The sequence below is a fragment of the Pseudomonas sp. PDM26 genome, assembly GCF_019219185.1.
Classification (GTDB): domain Bacteria; phylum Pseudomonadota; class Gammaproteobacteria; order Pseudomonadales; family Pseudomonadaceae; genus Aquipseudomonas.
This window is the reverse complement of sequence record NZ_JAHUWC010000044.1, coordinates 1-534: the sequence shown is the minus strand read 5'-3', so window position 1 is coordinate 534 and position 534 is coordinate 1. Positions and strand designations below refer to the sequence as shown.

Here is a 534-nt window from a genome sequence, read left to right as displayed (position 1 = left end):
TGGCTGTGCGCCTGATCTGTCAGGTTTTGTACGGACTGGTCGACTGGATGTGGCGAGGGGCTTTCGGCTTTTGTTCGCAGCGGTTTTGTGCGCGAGCAACGACTTGTTTAAACGCCTTCAAGGTCATTTCACGAAAGCTACATCGCCTTGCGTCGTTGCCTACGGTTACGCCAGAATCCGCCGGCTTGTGCGCCCTGGGGCCGCTCGGTAACTTGATTCGCGTCACTGATGGTCAGTGATCGGGTTTAGTCGCCCGGGCAAGGTTAAAGCGGTCGCATGAGTATCATCAGTCAGGTATCCGCCTGCATTTGATGGTGGCTGTGCGCTTGGCGTCTTCGGACGCGCCGGTTTTTGCTTTCCTTGCCGGTCGACTAACTTGCGCGCAGCCGCCACCCCTTCGTTTAGTCGCGAGATGGTGCGGCCCTACTAATAAAGGGAAGTACTTATGATCAAACCCACACCGAATCCGCCGAACAATGATCCGGCAATACCTTCCGAACGCATCCCCTCAGCCGCCGACATCCAGGCCACTCC

Annotated in this window: 1 protein-coding gene; it reads left to right on the top strand. The window is 56.9% G+C overall.

The window, feature by feature from the left end:
• Nucleotides 1-239 (top strand): hypothetical protein (locus tag KW849_RS31005; RefSeq protein ID WP_218433901.1); only part of this gene is annotated, 239 nt, incomplete at its 5' end.
• Nucleotides 240-534 lie beyond the last annotated feature (295 nt).